This window comes from Acinetobacter sp. 22301 (assembly GCF_052045285.1).
Lineage (GTDB): Bacteria > Pseudomonadota > Gammaproteobacteria > Pseudomonadales > Moraxellaceae > Acinetobacter > Acinetobacter pittii.
The window spans coordinates 1-596 of sequence record NZ_JBQEOR010000029.1; the positions used below are offsets into that span (position 1 = coordinate 1).

Annotated in this window: 1 protein-coding gene; it reads left to right on the plus strand. The window is 46.5% G+C overall.

From position 1 onward, the window contains the following. A partial coding sequence (locus tag ACTJJH_RS18365; RefSeq protein WP_440601574.1) for an Ig-like domain-containing protein occupies positions 1-596 on the plus strand: 596 nt, incomplete at both ends.

Here is a 596-nt window from a genome sequence, read left to right on the forward strand (position 1 = left end):
GATAAAACGATTGATGCTAAAGTAACTTTCACTGATGCAGCAGGTAATAGCAGCACAGTTAACGATACACAAACTTATACACTGGATACAGCTGCTCCTTCAGCGCCAGTGATTGACCCTGTTAACGGGACAGACCCAATTACAGGTACAGCAGAACCTGGTTCAACAGTAACAGTAACCTATCCTAATGGTGACACAGCAACAGTTGTAGCCGGACCGGATGGTACTTGGACTGTACCAAACCCAGGCTTAAATGATGGTGATAAAGTTGAGGCAATTGCTACTGATCCAGCAGGCAACCCATCTTTGCCAGGTACAGCTACTGTTGATGCAGTTGCACCAGCAGTTGTTATAACTGATTTATTAACGAATGACAGTACACCTGCGTTAACCGGTACAGTGAACGATCAGACAGCCACTGTGGTTGTAAATGTGGATGGTGTTGACTATCCGGCAGTGAACAATGGTGACGGCACATGGACGCTTGCAGACAATACACTGCCTGCATTAACTGATGGCCCACACACCATTACCGTGACTGCAACCGATGCAGCAGGTAACGTAGGTACAGATACAGGTGTTGTGACAGTTGATAC